The following is a 17,163-nucleotide window of genomic DNA, read 5'->3' as shown; positions in this document are numbered from 1 at the left end:
CAGTGGACAGCACGAGGAATGACGATCGTCGTGATTGGAGTGCCGAAGAAGAGGCCGAGCATCTACGTGAGAACGACCTGCCGGTACAGGAGACGACGGTAAATGACCCCGCCGACGCACTGGATGAATACAGTGAAGACATTTCCTCGTCTCCCGAGCAGCGTGCACGAAGTGTGGACATGCAGGATAAGGACGAGATCTGATCGGAACTCAGGCCCCTGGAGGGTTGACGTCCTTGACGCTCTTGTCGGGACGCCAACCACGCCAGCTCGGGTGCCGGAATCTGCCGTCAGGGGTGAACTCACGGTACGCGATCTCTGCGACTCGCCGGGCCGTGACCCAGTGAACGTCACGGGCTTCGGAAGCCGGAACGTCCGGGACGGGAGGAGTCTTGCGCTCGATTCGGCTCAGCTCAGTTCTGATCACGGTGCGATCGCGCGCTGAGAATCCAGTGCCGACTCTGCCGGCGTAACGCAGGTCTCCAGTGTGCACGGTGGCAAGAAGCAACGAGGCGAATCCGGAGGGATCAGCCTGGCTGGTTCGCCAGCCGATGACGACAACCTCGGCGGAATTCGCGTTCGGCAGTTTGAGCCAATCGCGTGAGCGATCGCCGGGGACGTACAGGCTATCTCGGCGTTTCGCCATCACTCCTTCGAGACCGCGCTCTCTGCTCAGAGTGACAGCTGCGTCGAACTCGCCGTCGAACGCAGGCGGGACGACGAGAATGCCTGTCTCCGGGTTGGCGACGATGTCGGCAAGCACATCTCGGCGCTGGTCGTAGGGAAGCGAGGTTGTCGCTTGTCCGTTCACGTCGAGCACGTCGAACAGCATCGCTGTGACCGGAAACTCTCTGTGCGCCCGGGTGACGTCGCGAGGTTTGGTCACGTTCATCCGGTGCTGCATGCGGCCGAAGTCTGGGCGCCCCTCGGCATCCATAACGACCAGTTCGCAGTCGAGTACGCATGTCTCGGCGTCGACCTCGTCACTCACCCCGATAAGTTCGGGATAGGAGACGGTGACATCACGGCCGGAACGTGTCCACACAGACACGTTCTCACCCGCGATCGAGATGAGCGCGCGCATCCCATCCCATTTCATCTCGAAAGCTCACGCCTCATCGTCATCGGACGCAATATCGGATGGATGCCCGCGGGTCGCGAGCATCGGGCGTAACGAGGTGCTTGCAGCCGGTCGCTCTGTCGAGTGTGCCGATGTCTGCCGCGCTGGAGCGCTTCGGGAAGACCTTCGGCTTGTCTGCTTCCCTCGATGTGGATCCATCAGGTGGATCATCCACTGCGGCTTATCCGGATCGTCTTTCGTGCGGAAGAGCGCATATGTTCGGCTTCCACCGAGTCCACCGCCTGGTTTGCCGTACAGCGTGGCGATGACCTCGCCCTCTCGCCACTTCTCCACCTCGATCGTTCCGGCATCCCAGATCTCTACCGTGCCAGCGCCGTACTCGCCCTTCGGAATGCTCCCCTCGAAGCTGCCGTACTCGAGCGGGTGGTCTTCAGTGGGGACGGCGAGGTGGTTCGTCTTTGCGTCTGTCGGCACGCCCTTCGGAAGCGCCCAGCTCACCAAGACGCCGTCGTGTTCGAGCCGAAAGTCATAGTGGAGGCGGCGTGCCGCGTGCTTCTGAATGACGAAAGTGGGCGCTGCCCCTCCGGCACGTCGCGATGAGGCATCCGGAATGGGTTCGGGAGTCTTCTCGCGTGATCTCTTCTGGCGGTAGATCTGCAGACGGTCTCGTTCAGGTTCGTCGTCAGATTCTGAGCTCGAGATTTCGCTCATCGGGTCGCCCCGGCGTTGGACGCGTCGCAGGACCTCACGGAACTCGAGCTGCTTGAGGTGGGGTGACGCAAGCTCCCCCCAGGTTCGCGGCGCGGCGACAGTGGGTCGAACGCGACCACGCAGCGAGTACGGCGCCACCGTTGTCTTGTTGGCGTTGTTCTGGCTCCAGTCGATGAAGACCTTTCCCTCGCGAGCGGACTTCTTCATGGAGCTGATGACCTCCGTGGGATAGTCCGCTTCGAGAGACCGCGCAAGCTCGTGCGCGACGGCAGACACCTGGTCGGAAGTCTGCGATCCGTCAAGTGATGCATACAGATGGATGCCTTTGCTCCCGCTCGTCACGGGAACGACCGACAATCCCATGTCGTGCAGAATGTCACGGGCTTCTCGAGCGATCGCGGCACAGTCCCTCAAGGAGACGCCCGCACCGGGATCGAGATCGAGCACGAGGCGATCCGGATTCCTCTTCTCATTTCCGCGCCCGAATTGCCACTGCGGTACATGGATTTCGAGTGCTGCGAGCTGTCCGAACCACATCAGCGTGGCCTTGTCGTTGGCGAGTGGGTAATTGTTGATGTGGTCAGAGTGACGGATGCTTCGCGTCTCGACCCACTCGGGAGCGCCGTCTCCGATGTCTTTCTGGAAGAACATCTGACCTGAACCGTCGGAGCCGACTCCGTTCGGCCAACGCTTACGCGTCACCGCGCGATTCTGGCAGTGCGGCAGCATCACCGGGGCGATCTCATCGAGGTATTCGAGGACGTCGCCCTTCGTCGTGCCGGTCTCGGGGTACAGGACCTTGTCGAGATTGGACAGCTGAAGTCGATGTCCGTCGATCGACACTGTCGTCTTCTCTGAACGAGCCATATGTACATGGTGGATCCAGCTGGGCGCAATGGCTAGCCTGTTGACAGAGAAGGGGGTGTGCTATAGCCATGAGAGCGATCTGGACAGGCGCAATCAGCTTCGGCCTGGTCAACGTGCCGGTGAAGCTATACAGCGCGACAGAAGACCGGGGAGTGGCACTCCACCAAGTGCACGACCGTGATGGTGGGCGCATCCACTACGAGCGAAAGTGTGATGTCTGCGGCCGCATCGTGCCGTACAAAAACATCGAGAAGGCTTATGTCGAAGGTGACGAGACGATCGTGCTCACGAAGGATGAACTGGCCTCGCTGCCGCAGGAGCGCAGCCGCGAGATCACTGTCGTCGAGTTCGTGCCGAGCAGTCAGATCGATCCGATTCTCTATGACAAGAGCTATTTTCTGGAACCGACTGGGAAATCCCCGAAGGCGTATGTGCTTCTCAAGCGCACGCTGGAGAAGACCGAGCGCACGGCGATCGTCCAGTTCGCCCTGCGTCAGCGGACGCGCCTGGCTGCGCTGCGGGTCTATGGAGAAGTCCTGATGGTGCAGACCCTACGGTGGCCCGATGAGGTGCGGCAGCCGTCCTTCCCATCGCTTGACGAGAGTGTGCGCGTCTCTGCGAAGGAACGCGATCTTGCGGCATCCCTCGTGAAGACCTATGCATCGGACTTCTCGCCGGGCGAGTTCCACGACGAATACGAAGAGGAACTCGAAAAGCTCATCGAAGCGAAGAGCGAGCAGGGTGAGTCGCTCGATACCGATGCCACCTTCGGGGAGGTCGCGGATGTCGAAGGTGCCGAGGTCATCGATCTCATGGAAGCGCTGAAGCAGAGTGTGAAGAAGTCGCGCGCGACGAAGCGGGGAGGAAAGAGCGCTTCGCGTTCGAGCGGATCGGCGAAGGCGGGGGCGAAATCGAAGTCGAAGTCAGCGTCGAATACGAAGAAGAGCACCTCGGGCGCGAAGGCCGGCGCATCGAGCTCCCGTGCCAAGAAGGGCGCTAAGCGCAAGAGCGCGTGAATCAGAAGAGCGGCTGAACAGGTTCGATGAGATCGGGGCCGTCGGCATCGCGCGACAGAGGGGCGACTTCTCGAGCGGTCAGTTCTACTTCGCGTGACGAGGCCACGACGGCATCCACAAGCTTCTGATCACCGGAGACGGTGGCATCAAGCCAGATGTCACGCATCGATTCGGGGACGACGACGGGGGTGCGCTCATGGATATCGGCGAGAGGCCCGTCTGCCTGCCGTGTCAGTATGGTGGCGGTGAGTATCCAGTCCTCATCGGGAGAGGCGCGCCACCATGTGTAGAGTCCCGCGAAATCGAGGCGCTCGTCGTCAGGGCTGATGAAGAACGGCGTCTTGGACCTGCCGACGGTCTTCCACTCGTAGTAGCCTCGCGCGGGAATGATCGCCCGCTTGGCGGCGACGCTGTTTGCGAAGGTCGGCTTCGTCGCCGCTGTCTCGCTCCGAGCGTTGAACGTCGGATACTTGAGCTTCATCTCCGTTGCCCAGTGGGGGACGAGCGACCAGCGGGCTCCCTGCAGCCGTCGGACGGGTTCGTCACCTTCTCGTGAGGATTCAAAGACCGTGGCCACACGCTCGGTCGGTTTTATGTTGTAACCGACGCGCCAGTCGGGGGTCCAGTCTTCAGGTTGTTTGCCCGTGATGATGACGAACTCGGTGATGAGCTCGTCGACAGTCTGATCCATGGCAAAACGTCCGCACATGCCCATAGGGTAGCGCGAGTGTCTGACAGACGGAACGTCTTCTGGCTGGATTGACTGCATCGAATAGATGTTCGATCATTGCAGTATGAAATCTGGAGCAGCTCATGCCTGGGATGCCGCTGGGGCGCCCGCGGCGAGCCGTGCTGACATCCTCGCCGAACTGAGCGAGCGTATCAGCAGCATGCAGCGGCGCACGCTGGGCACGGGGGCGGAAGCGCCTGTCGTGCCGGTGCGCTCAGAGCTCTCCTCGCTGTTTCCTGGGCAGGGCTTGCAGCCTGGAGGTGCATACGCTCTTGCATCGCCTCTGCTTGCGATGATGCTGCTCTCAGCCGCATCTCAGAGGGGCGACTGGACTGCAGTGATCGGGCTTCCTGACCTATCTGCTGAGGCTGTCGCAGCAGCGGGAATCGATGTCGAACGGCTGGCGGTGATCCCCCATCCCGGTGATCAGGGGGTTCGCGTTGCGGCGACTCTCGCAGAGGTGATGGCGGTCGTGGTTCTGGCTGGTGAGCATCCCAGCGGGGGTGAGGTTGAGAGGCTTGAGGCGCGTCTGCGGCGTGCCGGAAGCGTTCTCCTTGTGCTGGGAGAGTGGCCGGCGGCTGTGGCACGCCTCTTCGTCGCCGAGCGGGAGTGGTATGGGCTCGAGCAAGGGCATGGAGTACTTTCCTCCTGTCGAGTCACCGCGGTCTCCGAGATGCCGGGGCGTCCACGTCGTCGCGTGCAGTTCACCGTCTCTTCGATGTCAGTGGCTTCTGGTCTTATCGAACATACAGACGAATGAAGGGGAGGGTGAAGACATGATGACAGCGGCCTCACGAATATTCGCGGTGTGGTTCGACGGATGGGCTCCACGAGCGGCCGCTGCCGCTCATGGCATCCCTGCAGACACCCCATTCGCGCTCACCCAGAGGGGGCAGATCTTCATGAGCGGTGACGCCGCTGCCTATTGGGGAGTGCGAGCAGGGCAACGAATCAGAGAAGCGCAGGCCGCTTGTCCCTCTCTTGTACTCCTGCCGTACGACATCGATGCTGATTATCGAGCCTTCGAGCGGACCTTCGCCGTCATCGATGCGGTTGTCCCTGGTGGGCAGGTGCTCAAGCCTGGGCTCTGCGCCCTGCGCGGCCGGGGAGCGACTCGGTACTACGGGGGAGAGCAACAGGCTGCCGAAGCTGTGTTGACAGAGCTGAGGGAGGCAGGGCTCAGTGGAGCCCGCATCGGAATTGCAGAGGGTATCTTCCCCGCTGAGATGGCGGCCCGAAGAGCGGAGTATGAAGGCGTTCTCAACGTCCCGGCGGACAGAACAGCGCGTTTTGTCGCAAGCATCCCTCTGAGAGATGTCCCCGATGAAGCTCTCGCAGCTCAGCGGCCGCTCCTGCAACGACTGGGCGTTCACACGATGGGGGATTATGCCCGGCTCACCGAAGACCAAGTGAGAGACCGTTTCGGCACTGGAGCTGTTCGACTGCATCGTCTGGCGAACGGAGACGATCCGCGCTTGGTGGACCCCACGACTGTGTCGACACGTCATGAGGTTCGCAAGGCCTTCGAGCCTCCTCTGGACCGCGTGGAGCAGATCGCTTTCACCCTGCGGGCGGACATCGACGCGTTGGCTTCGCAGCTCGCGCAAGATGACAAGGTCATGGTCAGCATTCGAATCTCTCTATGCGGCGAAGACGGCGGTGAGAGTGAGCGCTCCTGGTCACATCCTCGGTTCTTTCGTGCTCATGACGTCGTTGATCGCCTGCGATGGCAGGTGCAAGGAGAGCAACCAGGTGGCGCAGCGCTCACCTCGGCCATCGCGAGTGTGTGCATTCGGGCTGAAGCGGTGGATGACCGATCGAACTATGACGAGGGGTTGTGGGGAGATGGAGTCGACGCTCGGATCGACCGCAGTCTCACCCGCGTACAGAGCATGGTCGGGCATGCGGGGGTGTGCACCCTTGAGGCCGTTGGAGGGCGAATGCTGCGAGAGCGACAGCGCTTCGTGCCCTGGGGCGAGCGTCGAACTGACGAGCGCGCCGATGACCGCCCCTGGCCGGGGGCGCAGACGGGGCTGCCGCCGACATTAGTCTTCGAGAAGCCGTTCGGCGTTGCGGTTCTTGATGTCGAAGGGAACGTTGCCGCGGTCTCGGAACGAGGGGCTCTGCGGGCGCCGCTGTCCGCGCTGCGCCTCAACGGGAGGGTTCTGCCGCTGCGCGGATGGGCGGGGCCCTGGGGAGTCGAGAGCCGATGGTGGGACCCGAGAGCGCATCGTCGAGTGCAGCGATTCCAAGCGATCGATGCCGAAGGTACCGCCTGGCTTCTGACCCTTGAGAGCGGGCGTTGGACCGCGGAGGCGCGCTATGACTGAGCAGGGTGGGGACGATGGGGTGGCATAACCCTCCGATCCCATGGGCCGAATTCGCACGTCGGCTGTCAGATGACCCCGCAGAGGCGGCGTCCGCGCTGGACGCCTCTCCCGCAGTCTCTCGCGAGTCTCCTGCCCCGGGCAGCGGCGGCCGTGAACGTGAAACTGGAGCCGTACCGTACGCTGAGCTCCACGCTCACTCTGCCTACAGCTTCCTCGACGGAGCGAGCATGCCTGAGCAACTGGTCGAGGAGGCCGTGGCACTGGGCCACTCGGGGATGGCACTGACCGATCACAACGGTTTCTACGGGGCGGTGCGTTTCGCCGAGGCGGCCTCGCGGCATCCCGACTTCCGCACCGTCTTCGGCGCGGAGCTGACGCTGGAGTTGGACGGTTCCTCTGCGACACAGCCTGATCCGGACGGTACGCACCTTCTCCTCCTGGCACAGGGCGCAGAAGGGTACCGACATCTTGCCCGAGCGATCACCCATGCTCAACTCGCCGAAGGTGCGGAGAAAGGAAGCCCGCGTTTCGCCCTTGAGCAGCTCGCGGAACAGGTCGCCGGCGATGTCCATGTGTTGACAGGCTGCCGGAAAGGCGCGGTGCGACAAGCGCTCGCGCGCGGAGGTGTCTCCGCGGCCGCGGTGGAGATAGATCGGCTGACGAATCTCTTCGGCCACGCTAATGTCACGATCGAGCTGAGCTCTGCGGGCGAAGCCCAGGATGACAGCCGAAATGACGCTCTAGCCGAAATCGCCGCGCAACGGGGGCTTCCTGTCGTCGCCACCGGAAATGTGCACTTCGCCCGCCCAGAGAACTACAGACTCGCGCAGACGCTCTCTGCGGTCAGGGCGCGCCGCAGCCTTGACGATCTGGACGGCTGGCTGCCCGCCTCCGGCAGTGCCTTTCTGCGCAGTGGAGAGGAGATGAGGCTCCGATTCGCCCGGTACCCCGGCGCGATTCAGCGAAGTCTCGACCTGCTCGATGAGCTCTCATTCCCACTGCGTGCGGTCTCGCCGGGGCTGCCACGTCTTCCTGTCCCGCACGGGCATACTCCCATGAGCTGGCTCCGACAGCTTGTCTGGGAAGGAGCAGAGCGGAAGTACGGTGTCGTCAGGCGTTCGCAGCGTGAGCGCATCGAGCAAGAGCTGCGAGTGATCGAAGAGAAGGACTTCCCCGGGTACTTCCTCATCGTGCACGATATCGTCGCGTTCGCCAGGTCGCGAGGCATCCTCTGCCAAGGAAGAGGCTCGGCGGCCAACTCAGCGGTCTGCTATCTCATCGATATCACCGCTGTCGATTCGATTCGATATGGGCTTCCCTTCGAGCGATTCCTCTCGAGCATGAGAGAGGAAGAGCCGGACATCGACGTTGATTTCGACTCGGGTCGACGAGAAGAAGTCATTCAATACGTCTACGAAACGTATGGCCGGTATAACGCCGCGCAGGTCTGCAACGTGATCAGCTACCGGCCGAAAGGAGCCGTTCGCGACATCGCTAAAGCTCTGGGGCACAGCACAGGGCAGCAGGATGCCTGGAGCAAGCAGATCGAGCGCTGGGGAGCCCGAGTGGAAGCGCACGACCACGACATCCCCGACGACGTGCTGCAACTCGCGGACGAAGCGTTGAAACTTCCACGGCACCTCGGCATCCACTCCGGTGGAATGGTGCTCACCGACCGCCCCGTGGGAGAGGTCTGTCCGATCGAGCATGCGCGGATGGAAGGCCGAACCGTTCTGCAGTGGGATAAAGAAGACTGTGCGTGGATGGGGCTGGTCAAATTCGATCTGCTCGGTCTCGGCATGCTCGAAGCTATTCAGCATGTCTTCGATCTTGTGGAGGCCTTCTGCGGCGAGAGCTGGTCCCTTGATTCGATCCCTAAAGAAGAGCCAGCGGTCTACGACGTTCTCTGCAGAGCAGACACCGTCGGTGTCTTCCAAGTCGAGAGCAGAGCTCAAATGGGGATGCTGCCGCGACTGCAGCCGCGCAGCTTCTACGATCTGGTCATCGAGGTGGCGCTCGTGCGTCCCGGGCCGATTCAAGGTGGTGCGGTGCATCCGTTCATCAAACAGCGGGAGGCCCAGCGCGAATGGGAGAGACGTCGCGATGGGGGAGATGACGAGGGTGAATTTCCGATTCACTACTTGCATCCCGCACTGGAGCCCGTGCTCAAACGCACCCTGGGAATCCCGCTGTTCCAAGAGCAGCTCATGCAAATGGCGATGGCAGTTGGAGGATGCAGTGCTGAAGATGCAGATCTGCTGCGACGCGCGATGGGCTCCAAGCGGGGAGTCGAGCACATTGAGACTCTGAAAGAGACTCTCTACGAGGGAATGGCCGCCAACGGACTCTCAGCGACTGAGGCGGACGCAATCTACGCGAAGATCCAGGCGTTCGCCAATTTCGGGTTTGCTGAGAGCCACTCCATCAGCTTCGCCTTGCTCGTCTACGCGAGTGCATGGCTGCGCCTTCACTATCCGGCAGCCTTTCTCGCTGCTCTGCTCCGGGCTCAGCCGATGGGCTTCTATGCTCCTCAGACACTGGTTGCTGACGCGCGTCGTCACGGCGTCGCCACTCTCAGACCGGATCTCCACCTCTCATGGGTGCATCCCACCCTCGAGAGGCAGGGAGGTGCGGCAGAAGGACGTGCTGCCTGCTGCGATTCCTCACAGCCACCCGTCGGCCGCTTCGATCCGTCGAAGCCCGACGATCAGGCTGAGCATCGTCGAGATGCCGCGTTCGCCGTGCGGCTCGGACTCGCTGATATACGCGGTGTCGGTGAGAAGAAGGCACACAGGATCATTCAGGAGCGCGAAGAGAACGGCCCGTACCGGGACATGTTCGATCTGGCGCGTCGGACGAATGCGACGACGGCCGTGCTTGAAGCGCTTGCAGATGCTGGTGCTCTCGAGAATCTCGGAATGACCAGACGAGAGGCATTGTGGCAGGCGGAACACGCTGCGCAGGAGCGACCAGATCAGCTCCAAGGGACGCGACTCATCGTTCAGCAGCCGCTGTTCTCAATGCTCACTGATGATGAGCAGATGGTCTCTGACATGTGGGCTACAGGCATCACACCCGATGGGCATCCCCTGGAGCGCGTCCGGAAGGAACTGAATGCGCGTGGTGTGAAGTCCTCCGCTCAGCTGAGAAAAACGGAATCGGGCCGTCGAGTTGAGGTAGCCGGTGTAGTGACTCATCGGCAACGACCAGCGACAGCCCGCAATGTGACTTTCGTGAACCTCGAAGATGAGACAGGGCTTATCAACGTGGTGTGCAGCGTAGGAGTTTGGCAGCGGTATCGACGAGTTGCACGGGAAAGCCCTGCGCTGATCGTTCGGGGAATGCTGGAGCGTTCCCCTGATGGAGTCGTGAACGTTGTAGCTGATCGGTTCGAACAGTTGGACCTCGGAATCATCACACGCTCACGGGACTTTCAGTAGCCCCTGCCAAGCAAGGAGAGCCTCGGCTAGGGTGACATCATGCGTGAACGACAGGCCCAGATCATCCACGAGCTCGGAGTGTCACCCCGGGTAAATCCCGAGCGCGAGATTGAGAAACGCGTCGAATTTCTCGAGCAGTACCTGGCGGCCTCGCATGCGGCCGGCCTCGTTCTGGGGATCAGCGGAGGGCAGGACTCTACTCTGGCGGGACGCTTATGCCAACTCGCTGTCGAACGGCGACGCGCAGCAGGAAACGACAGCACTTTCATCGCAGTTCGGCTGCCTTATGGAGTTCAGCGCGATGAGGAAGACGCCCTACAGGCCTTGGAATTCATACGTCCCGATAAAGCGGTCACCTTCAACATCAAGGACGGTGTCGACGGACTGGCTGAAGAATTTCGACGAGCAACGACCAGGTCGATTACGGACTTCAATAAAGGAAATGTCAAAGCTCGTGCACGAATGGTCGTGCAGTACGCACTTGCCGGTGTCGACGGCAAGCTTGTCGTCGGCACCGATCATGCAGCAGAAGCCGTCACAGGTTTCTACACAAAGTTCGGAGACGGTGCCGCGGACGTCACTCCACTCTCAGGGTTGAACAAGCGTCAGGGAAGTGAGTTGCTGCGCGCTCTGGGCTCACCTGCACGCCTTTATGAAAAGGAGCCGACCGCTGATCTTCTTGATGAGCTGCCGGGCCAGGCGGACGAAGCGAATCTTGGTCTGACGTACCAGAACATCGATGACTATCTTGAGGGCAAACAGATACCTGGCGACGCAGCAGACCTGCTCGAAGCGACGTATCAGAGAACACGCCACAAGAGGCACCTGCCGGTATCTCCGGCCGACCAGTGGTGGCGCTGATCGGCCAGAGTTCTAAGCCGACTTCTCGTCAGTCTCCGATGCGGAAGGCGATTTCTTCTTCGAAGCGTCAAGTGCCGCGACGTCGTCCATGAGCTTCTGCGTCGTCGGATCGGTGTCAGACGATGGCAGACGCGAACCTGCCTCATTTGGTCGCGCGTGAGCCTCGTGATGCTGTTGCGCGACCCACGCATCCTGATCAGACTGTGCCGGGTCCTGCTGCTCGGCGAGCTCCCATCTCTCCAGGTCGCCCTGGAAGATCTTCTTCGCACGAGCAGGACGCTCCTGCCACTCCAGCAGGCGGTCGCGGAACTCAGCGATGACCGGATCGAGCTGGTAGCCGAAGGTGGCGGAAGCACGCTTCATCTCCGAAAGCTGATGCGCTGCCCAATCGGCTGCCGCGGCTGATCCTCTCACAGGGAGCAGCCGCACGATGGTGTCGGCCTGACCCACCGCACGGTCAGCGAGCACCTGTTCCTGCGGAGTCAGAGAATTCCACACCGTTGCTTCTGTCGCGGCGTCGATGAGAGCCGCTATTGCAGCGGCGCGCTGCTCGCGGTCCCGTTGAGCGACGAGCCGTTTGATGCCGGCTTTGGCGATCGATGAGGCGATAAGCGAGGAGATGAGCATCGATACCGCGATCACGAGCGCGATGAAGAGCGTTGATCGGGCATCTGCAGATGTCAGCCACGAAATGAAGTTGTTCCACCAGTCCATGGAGGCACGATAACTCGGAAAAACCGACGCCCGCGGTTGCCATGCCGCGCTGATCCCAAAGGTCATCAAGCCTGCAGACACTGAACCGCGTCGTCGAACTGCCAGAAGCGGCCGACAGGCATGAAACGGGCGGCGGCGAGCCGATAACGCTTCGCATCAAAGCGTTCACCGTCCGGCGTAATCGTGCGCTCCACATGCCCAAAGACGAATCCGTCGGGCGCCGTCACTCGCCAGAGAAAATCATTGATTCGGACTGTGCGAATCTGTGATGTTTGAGTCGCGATCGTCTGCATGGCATTACCTCCTCGCTGTTACGGCCGGCCCCGTTTTCCTGCTTTCTGTTCGTGACACTATGCGGGGCCGCTGACATTCGCGCTGGGAATCCACGAGCCCCCACATACGTTGGACATGATGCGAGCGTTCGGCTCGCGCAGATCAAGAAGGAGAGTCATGGAACGCTACGTACTTGCCGGAGGCTGCTTCTGGTGTCTTGACGCTGTCTATCGCAGCCTCACGGGAGTGAAGGATGTTACGTCGGTCTACACCGGCGGGTCGACATCTCATCCCACGTATGAGTCGGTCTGCGCGGGAGGAACAGGACATGCTGAAGCCGTCGTCGTCGAGTTTGACCCCGAGGTGATTCCACGGCAAGTCATCCTCGACGCCTTCTTCACATTGCACGATCCGACGCAGCTGAACCGACAGGGCAATGACGTCGGCGAGCAGTATCGTTCTGCGATGTTCTATGCGGATGAGGATCAGAGAGCAGCGTTCGAGGAGGCCCGCGACCGCGCCGCAGAGTGGTGGACAGGGGATATTGTCACCTCGATCGAGCCGGTCGGAGACATTCATGTCGCCGAGGACTACCATCAGGACTTCTTCGCGAAGAACCCAGGTCAGGGGTACTGCAATGCGGTGGCGCTGCCAAAGGTCGTGAAGGTCAGAAACAGTTTCAGCGCATACGCACGCTGATCTCTCCTCCACAGGGTGCCGACAGAGCACGTTCTCCACAGTTCTGTCTGTTGCGGCTGCGGCCTTCGTGAAGGCACGCGAGACTCGTGGAACGGCTCCGGAGACGGCTGATCCGGCACGAGCGTCGTCTCCGGAGCCTGCCTTCCTCAGACGAGGTGGCACGCATGAGAGAGGAGAACATCATGGCAGATACGATCACGGTGACCGGTGTGGTCGCCACTCCACCGACCAAAGGCACCGCGGCTGGAACTCCGGTCTGCAATTTTCGACTCGCGTCCGGATTGCGTCGGTTCGATCGTGAGCAAGGCCGATGGATCGAGTACGGGACCAACTGGTACTCGGTCGCTGCGTATCGGTATCTCGCGTCCAACGTGTCCGAGAGCATCAGCAAGGGAGACCGCATCATCGTTCGCGGCCGGCTGCGCATCAAGGAATGGGAGAACTCAGGCGGGAAGGGCATGGCTCTCGATCTTGACGCGGAGTCGATCGGGCATGACCTGACGTGGGGAACGAGCAGCTTCACGAGACACAGTCGCCGCGAAGCTGAGACACAGACAGAAGAACCTGAGGACATCGAGGAGGCGAATGACGAATTCGTCGTGAGCGAAGCCGCTCCTCCTTTCGACTGGCATGCTGCGCAGCCGGGCGTTGAAGAATCAGTCGTCTGATGCGTGAGCTCTTGCGGACTCTCTAGAATCGGTTCCGGCGGACGAACACCGCCGGAGCCGGGAGAGTGCCGTGAACCGACGTCGTCAGCAGAAGACTCTGCTGCTCAGCTTCTGTGCGTGCGTCCTGCTGACTGCGTGCAGCGACCCTTCTCCAGCCCCGAATGCATCGTCCTCAGAGCGGCCGAGCTCCACTCACTCACCGACATCAGAGCCCGAACTCATTCCTGAGGGAAGCGCGGAGGAGAACCTCCCATATTTCGACGCTGTGAATCGTCGGGTCGTCGAAGAAGACCCGGACGCGACTGGAATGACCTTCATCGACGCGCTGACGGAGGCTGGTTTTCCTCGTGACGATATGGAGGTCACCGACGATTACTCGACGGTAGGCAACCGCGCGGAGTCGATTCAGTTCTCGGTCCGTTGGGGCGATGAATGTCTGATCGGGCAGAACGGTAGCAGCGTCGACGGTTACCACTCTGTCGTGATGGATGTGCTCGCGAGCGGGCAGTGCCTCGTGGGGAACACACGCGATATCGACTCATAGCGGCGCATCGCACCCCGAGGTCGGCACTCGCCGAGCGAACCCGTTATCCTCGATGATGGCGATGTCACGCAGTAGCCGCTGGTACGAGCGGCGCGTCGCATCTGCAGAAGATCATCCGGCCGGTCAGTCTGGACAGCTGGAATCACGAGCAACGTAGGGAAAAGAGTGGCCGAATACATTTACTCGATGGTCCGAGCCCGCAAGGCGGTCGGGGACAAGGTTATTCTCGACGACGTAACGATGGCATTCCTGCCGGGAGCCAAGATCGGTGTGGTCGGTCCGAACGGCGCCGGAAAGTCGACGATCCTGAAGATCATGGCCGGGCTGGACACGCCGAGCAATGGGGAAGCCAAGCTGACTCCCGGATACTCGGTCGGCATCCTGATGCAGGAACCGGAGCTCGACGAGAATCGCACGGTCCTGGAGAACGTGCAGGACGGGCTCGGCGATATCAAGAAGAAGGTCGATCGCTTCAACGAGATCTCCGCCGCGATGGCTGAGCCAGACGCCGACTTCGATGCGCTGCTCGCCGAGATGGGCTCTCTGCAGGAGGAGATCGACGCCGCTGATGCCTGGGACCTGGACTCTCAGCTGGAGCAGGCCATGGACGCGCTGCGCTGTCCTCCCTCCGACGCCATGGTTAAGGTGCTCTCGGGTGGTGAGAAGAGGCGCGTTGCTTTGTGCAAGCTCCTCCTTCAGAAGCCTGACCTTCTGCTTCTCGACGAGCCGACGAACCACCTTGATGCTGAGAGCGTGCTCTGGCTGGAGCAGCATCTCGCGAAGTATCCGGGTGCTGTCCTCGCCGTCACACACGACCGCTACTTCCTCGATCACGTCGCTGAATGGATCGCTGAGGTCGACCGCGGCCACCTCTATCCATACGAAGGCAACTACTCGACTTACCTCGAGAAGAAGCGTGAGCGTCTCGAGGTGCAGGGTAAGAAGGACGCGAAGCTCGCGAAGCGCCTCTCCGAGGAGCTCGAATGGGTGCGCTCGAACTCGAAGGGACGTCAAGCGAAGTCGAAAGCTCGTCTCGCACGATACGAGGAGATGGCGGCAGAAGCCGAGAAGACGAGAAAGCTCGATTTCGAGGAGATCCAGATTCCAGCTGGACCTCGCCTCGGCCAGACCGTCATCGAAGCCCGCGATCTCAAGAAGGGCTTCGGCGACCGCACCCTTATCGACGGGCTCTCCTTCTCGCTGCCTCGCAACGGTATCGTCGGCGTGATCGGGCCGAACGGCGTCGGAAAGACGACGCTGTTTAAGACCATCGTCGGTCTCGAACCGCTCGATGGTGGCGAGCTGAAGGTCGGCGACAGCGTGAAGATCTCCTACGTCGACCAGTCTCGAGGCGGCATCGACCCCAATAAGACTCTCTGGGAGGTCGTCTCTGATGGTCTCGACTACATCCAGGTCGGAAACACGGAGATTCCGTCGCGCGCATACGTTTCGACATTCGGGTTCAAGGGGCCTGACCAGCAGAAGCGCGCTGGAGTTCTGTCCGGCGGTGAGCGGAACCGTCTCAATCTAGCCTTGACGCTGAAGCAGGGGGGAAACCTGCTCCTGCTGGACGAGCCCACCAACGACTTGGACGTGGAGACGCTGTCGAGTCTCGAGAACGCACTCCTCGAGTTCCCGGGATGTGCGGTCGTGGTTACTCACGATCGCTGGTTCCTCGACCGGATCGCGACGCACATCCTCGCCTACGAGGGAACCGAGGATAACCCAGCGAACTGGTACTGGTTCGAGGGGAACTTCGAAGCGTATGAACAGAACAAGGTCGAGAGACTCGGGCCTGACGCGGCGAAGCCGCACCGTTCGACCTATCGGAAGCTCACGCGCGACTGATGCGAGTCCATGTTCCCGTGCACCTGCGCTGGGGAGATCAGGACGCCTATAACCACGTGAACAACGTCGAGTTGCTTCGCGTTCTCGAAGAGGCTCGAGTACGTGCGCTGTGGCGCACTGATGACAGCGGGTCTGACGGCGTAGATCAGGGGCTTGCTCTGATCGACGCCGCGCCCGGTGCGACGACGATGACGCTCGTCGCCAGACACGAGGTGGAATACAGAGCGCCCATCTCCTACCAAAGGACACCCCTTGACGTTCAGCTCTGGATCGGGCGCATCGGCGGTGCCAGCATCGACATCTGCTATGAAGTGCGGGCGCAGCAAACCGAGCGCGCTGCAGCGGCGGTCGGGGCGACAACGGTGGTCTTGGTGGACGCGGATTCTGGCTCTCCACGTCGAATCTCCTCGGAGGAGCGTACCGCCTGGGAGCCGTACCGCGAGACACCCGTTCATTTCACCGGTCGACGCTGATCCTCACACCTGTTCCTGCGGAAGTCGCACCATGCCCTCCTGAGCGACGGAAGCGACGAGACGCCCGTCTCGGGAGAAGAAGCGACCTGTCGTGAGACCACGTCCACCTTGCGCGCTCGACGATTCCTGCACGTACAGCAGCCATTCGTCGGCGCGCGTCGGACGATGCCACCACATGGCGTGATCAAGACTTGCGACTTTGATTCCTCGGGTGGTCCAGCTGGCGCCGTGTCGACGCAGAATCGGCTCAAGGAGTGTGTAATCGCTCGCGTAGGCGAGTGCCGCCTGGTGAAGCCGTCGGTCGTCCGGGAGGTCGCGCTTCGCCTTGAGCCAGAGCATCTGATCGGCCGTCTTCTCTGACGCAGGGCCGAGGTAGATGGGCTCGGTGACGTGTCGGATCTCGAAGGGACGATCATCGGCCCACGCCCGAGCGCGAGGATCAGCGATCTCTGCCACGGCGATCGTATCGCTCGGCAGCGACTCAGGTTCCGGTGCATCGGGCATGGTGGCTTGGTGGTCGAGGCCCTCGTCGTCGTTCTGAAACGAGGCGATCATCGACAGGATTGGCAGGCCGCGCTGGTACGCCTGCGTTCGCCGTGTCATGAAAGATCGGCCATCGTGAATTCGGTCGACGGCGAAGGTGATTGGAAGTTCGACGTCCCCGGGACGTAGGAAATATCCGTGCATCGAGTGGATGAACCTGTCGTCCGGAACGGTGCGGGTCGCCGCGATGACGGACTGCGCCAGCACTTGGCCTCCGAACACCCGGCCTTGAGGCATCCACTGTGATGGCCCCGTGAAGATGTCCTCGCTGGTGCGGGCCCCGGTGTCGGTCAGATCGAGGGCGGCGAGAAGCGATTCGACAGCGTCAGGCATCCGGTCTCCTTCATCAAAGTCCAGGCAACTCCC

Annotated in this window: 17 protein-coding genes; 11 read left to right on the top strand and 6 right to left on the bottom strand. The window is 61.5% G+C overall.

All coding sequences use genetic code 11. The features are described from left to right. Positions 1-2: 2 nt before the first annotated feature. Positions 3-203 carry a hypothetical protein gene (locus ACSAGD_RS07620; RefSeq protein WP_437582120.1) on the top strand — a complete coding sequence of 67 codons (201 nt, stop codon included), beginning with the start codon at positions 3-5 and terminating at the stop codon, positions 201-203. A 7-nt stretch (positions 204-210) separates the two neighbouring features. Here ACSAGD_RS07620 and ligD (ACSAGD_RS07615) read toward each other — a convergent pair whose 3' ends face one another. Further along, a complete protein-coding gene (gene ligD, locus ACSAGD_RS07615) occupies positions 211-1,098 on the bottom strand; it encodes a non-homologous end-joining DNA ligase (RefSeq protein WP_437582119.1) in 888 nt (295 codons plus the stop codon). 9 nt (positions 1,099-1,107) lie between these two features. Further along, positions 1,108-2,658 (bottom strand): non-homologous end-joining DNA ligase, encoded by a 1,551-nt coding sequence (gene ligD / locus ACSAGD_RS07610; protein WP_437582118.1) that lies wholly within the window; start codon positions 2,656-2,658, stop codon positions 1,108-1,110. A gap of 68 nt (positions 2,659-2,726) precedes the next feature. On the opposite strand from ligD (ACSAGD_RS07610), the gene ACSAGD_RS07605 reads away from it, so the two are divergent. Continuing rightward, positions 2,727-3,674 (top strand): Ku protein, encoded by a 948-nt coding sequence (locus tag ACSAGD_RS07605; protein WP_437582117.1) that lies wholly within the window; start codon positions 2,727-2,729, stop codon positions 3,672-3,674. Position 3,675: 1 nt separating this feature from the next. On the opposite strand, the gene ACSAGD_RS07600 is transcribed toward ACSAGD_RS07605, so the two are convergent. Continuing rightward, the gene (locus ACSAGD_RS07600; protein WP_437582116.1) at positions 3,676-4,365 is read right to left on the bottom strand and encodes an SOS response-associated peptidase; all 690 of its coding nucleotides are present in this window, start codon (positions 4,363-4,365) and stop codon (positions 3,676-3,678) included. 103 nt (positions 4,366-4,468) lie between these two features. On the opposite strand from ACSAGD_RS07600, the gene ACSAGD_RS07595 reads away from it, so the two are divergent. Genes ACSAGD_RS07595 through nadE form a run of 4 tightly spaced genes read left to right on the top strand, consistent with a single transcriptional unit; the run spans position 4,469 to position 11,035 of the window. Continuing rightward, on the top strand, positions 4,469-5,164 hold the full coding sequence (locus tag ACSAGD_RS07595) for a hypothetical protein (protein ID WP_437582115.1): 696 nt from the start codon (positions 4,469-4,471) through the stop codon (positions 5,162-5,164). A gap of 16 nt (positions 5,165-5,180) precedes the next feature. Beyond that, complete coding sequence (locus ACSAGD_RS07590) at positions 5,181-6,734, top strand: DNA polymerase Y family protein (protein ID WP_437582114.1); 1,554 nt, start codon at positions 5,181-5,183, stop codon at positions 6,732-6,734. A gap of 14 nt (positions 6,735-6,748) precedes the next feature. Further along, entirely contained in the window at positions 6,749-10,174 is a 3,426-nt protein-coding gene (locus ACSAGD_RS07585) for an error-prone DNA polymerase (RefSeq protein WP_437582113.1), read from the top strand. Positions 10,175-10,213: 39 nt separating this feature from the next. Next, the gene (nadE, locus tag ACSAGD_RS07580; protein ID WP_437582112.1) at positions 10,214-11,035 is read left to right on the top strand and encodes an ammonia-dependent NAD(+) synthetase; all 822 of its coding nucleotides are present in this window, start codon (positions 10,214-10,216) and stop codon (positions 11,033-11,035) included. 12 nt (positions 11,036-11,047) lie between these two features. On the opposite strand, the gene ACSAGD_RS07575 is transcribed toward nadE, so the two are convergent. Both ACSAGD_RS07575 and ACSAGD_RS07570 read right to left on the bottom strand, forming a co-directional pair. Continuing rightward, the gene (locus ACSAGD_RS07575) at positions 11,048-11,749 is read right to left on the bottom strand and encodes a hypothetical protein (RefSeq protein ID WP_437582111.1); all 702 of its coding nucleotides are present in this window, start codon (positions 11,747-11,749) and stop codon (positions 11,048-11,050) included. Positions 11,750-11,814: 65 nt separating this feature from the next. Beyond that, a complete protein-coding gene (locus ACSAGD_RS07570) occupies positions 11,815-12,042 on the bottom strand; it encodes a hypothetical protein (RefSeq protein ID WP_437582110.1) in 228 nt (75 codons plus the stop codon). Between the two features lie 157 nt (positions 12,043-12,199). Between ACSAGD_RS07570 and msrA the strand changes: the two genes are divergently transcribed. The 5 genes from msrA to ACSAGD_RS07545 all read left to right on the top strand — a co-directional run bounded on the left by msrA (position 12,200) and on the right by ACSAGD_RS07545 (position 16,254). Continuing rightward, positions 12,200-12,721 carry a peptide-methionine (S)-S-oxide reductase MsrA gene (gene msrA / locus ACSAGD_RS07565; RefSeq protein WP_437582109.1) on the top strand — a complete coding sequence of 174 codons (522 nt, stop codon included), beginning with the start codon at positions 12,200-12,202 and terminating at the stop codon, positions 12,719-12,721. A 182-nt stretch (positions 12,722-12,903) separates the two neighbouring features. Further along, complete coding sequence (gene ssb, locus ACSAGD_RS07560; protein ID WP_437582108.1) at positions 12,904-13,389, top strand: single-stranded DNA-binding protein; 486 nt, start codon at positions 12,904-12,906, stop codon at positions 13,387-13,389. A 70-nt stretch (positions 13,390-13,459) separates the two neighbouring features. Further along, positions 13,460-13,933 (top strand): DUF6993 domain-containing protein, encoded by a 474-nt coding sequence (locus ACSAGD_RS07555; protein WP_437585090.1) that lies wholly within the window; start codon positions 13,460-13,462, stop codon positions 13,931-13,933. 165 nt (positions 13,934-14,098) lie between these two features. Continuing rightward, positions 14,099-15,781, top strand: coding sequence for an energy-dependent translational throttle protein EttA (gene ettA, locus ACSAGD_RS07550; protein ID WP_437585089.1), 1,683 nt, complete (start codon positions 14,099-14,101; stop codon positions 15,779-15,781). After that, entirely contained in the window at positions 15,781-16,254 is a 474-nt protein-coding gene (locus tag ACSAGD_RS07545) for an acyl-CoA thioesterase (RefSeq protein WP_437585088.1), read from the top strand. The genes ettA and ACSAGD_RS07545 overlap by 1 nt, the downstream gene beginning before the upstream one ends. Positions 16,255-16,257: 3 nt before the next feature. Here ACSAGD_RS07545 and ACSAGD_RS07540 read toward each other — a convergent pair whose 3' ends face one another. After that, positions 16,258-17,130: an acyl-CoA thioesterase gene (locus ACSAGD_RS07540; RefSeq protein WP_437585087.1), complete on the bottom strand. Its 873-nt coding sequence runs from the start codon at positions 17,128-17,130 to the stop codon at positions 16,258-16,260. Between the last annotated feature and the right edge of the window lie 33 nt (positions 17,131-17,163).

The sequence above is a fragment of the Paramicrobacterium salitolerans genome, assembly GCF_051513965.1.
Taxonomy (GTDB): Bacteria; Actinomycetota; Actinomycetes; order Actinomycetales; family Microbacteriaceae; genus Paramicrobacterium.
This window is presented reverse-complemented; position numbering and strand designations above follow the sequence as displayed.